The organism is Mesorhizobium sp. BHbdii (assembly GCF_053848045.1).
Genome location: NZ_JBSPKX010000218.1, coordinates 1 through 445, shown reverse-complemented (window position 1 = coordinate 445; position 445 = coordinate 1). Strand labels below are relative to the sequence as shown.

The 445-nt window shown below is 62.2% G+C and carries 1 pseudogene; it reads left to right on the top strand.

The window, feature by feature from the left end:
• Positions 1–57: 57 nt before the first annotated feature.
• A pseudogene (locus tag ACWTU8_RS32720) lies at positions 58–445 on the top strand (AraC family transcriptional regulator); the annotation flags it as partial.

Below are 445 nucleotides of genomic sequence, written 5' to 3'. Positions count from 1 at the left end.
GACGGCAGATCGCAGACGATCACTCCCTCCAGGTCTTTCGACGGGGACGCCGGATCGGTGCAGGTGCATCCGCTTGGCCGGGTCTTCGAGGGAAGCGTTACAGACAGCGAAATGCTGCTGCTGTTCGTGCCCCGCGACTTCTGCCGTGACATGAGCTGGGGTCTCGCCGCGGCCGAGTTCTCCGTCCTTCGTGGGGGCATGGGACCGCTGCTAGCCGACTATCTGGCCAGTCTCGTCCAGCGGCTTCCCACGATGGCTGTCGACGATCTCCCAGGCTTGCTCAGTGCGACCCGAGCGATGCTCCAGGTTTGCATCGCGCCATCTCCTGATCATCGCACCGAAGCTCATGACCCGATTTCGGCTACCTTGCTCGAGCGCGCCCGTCGATTCGTCCAGCACCATCTTTTCCAACCCGATCTGTCTATCGAGCAAATGACGCGCGAAC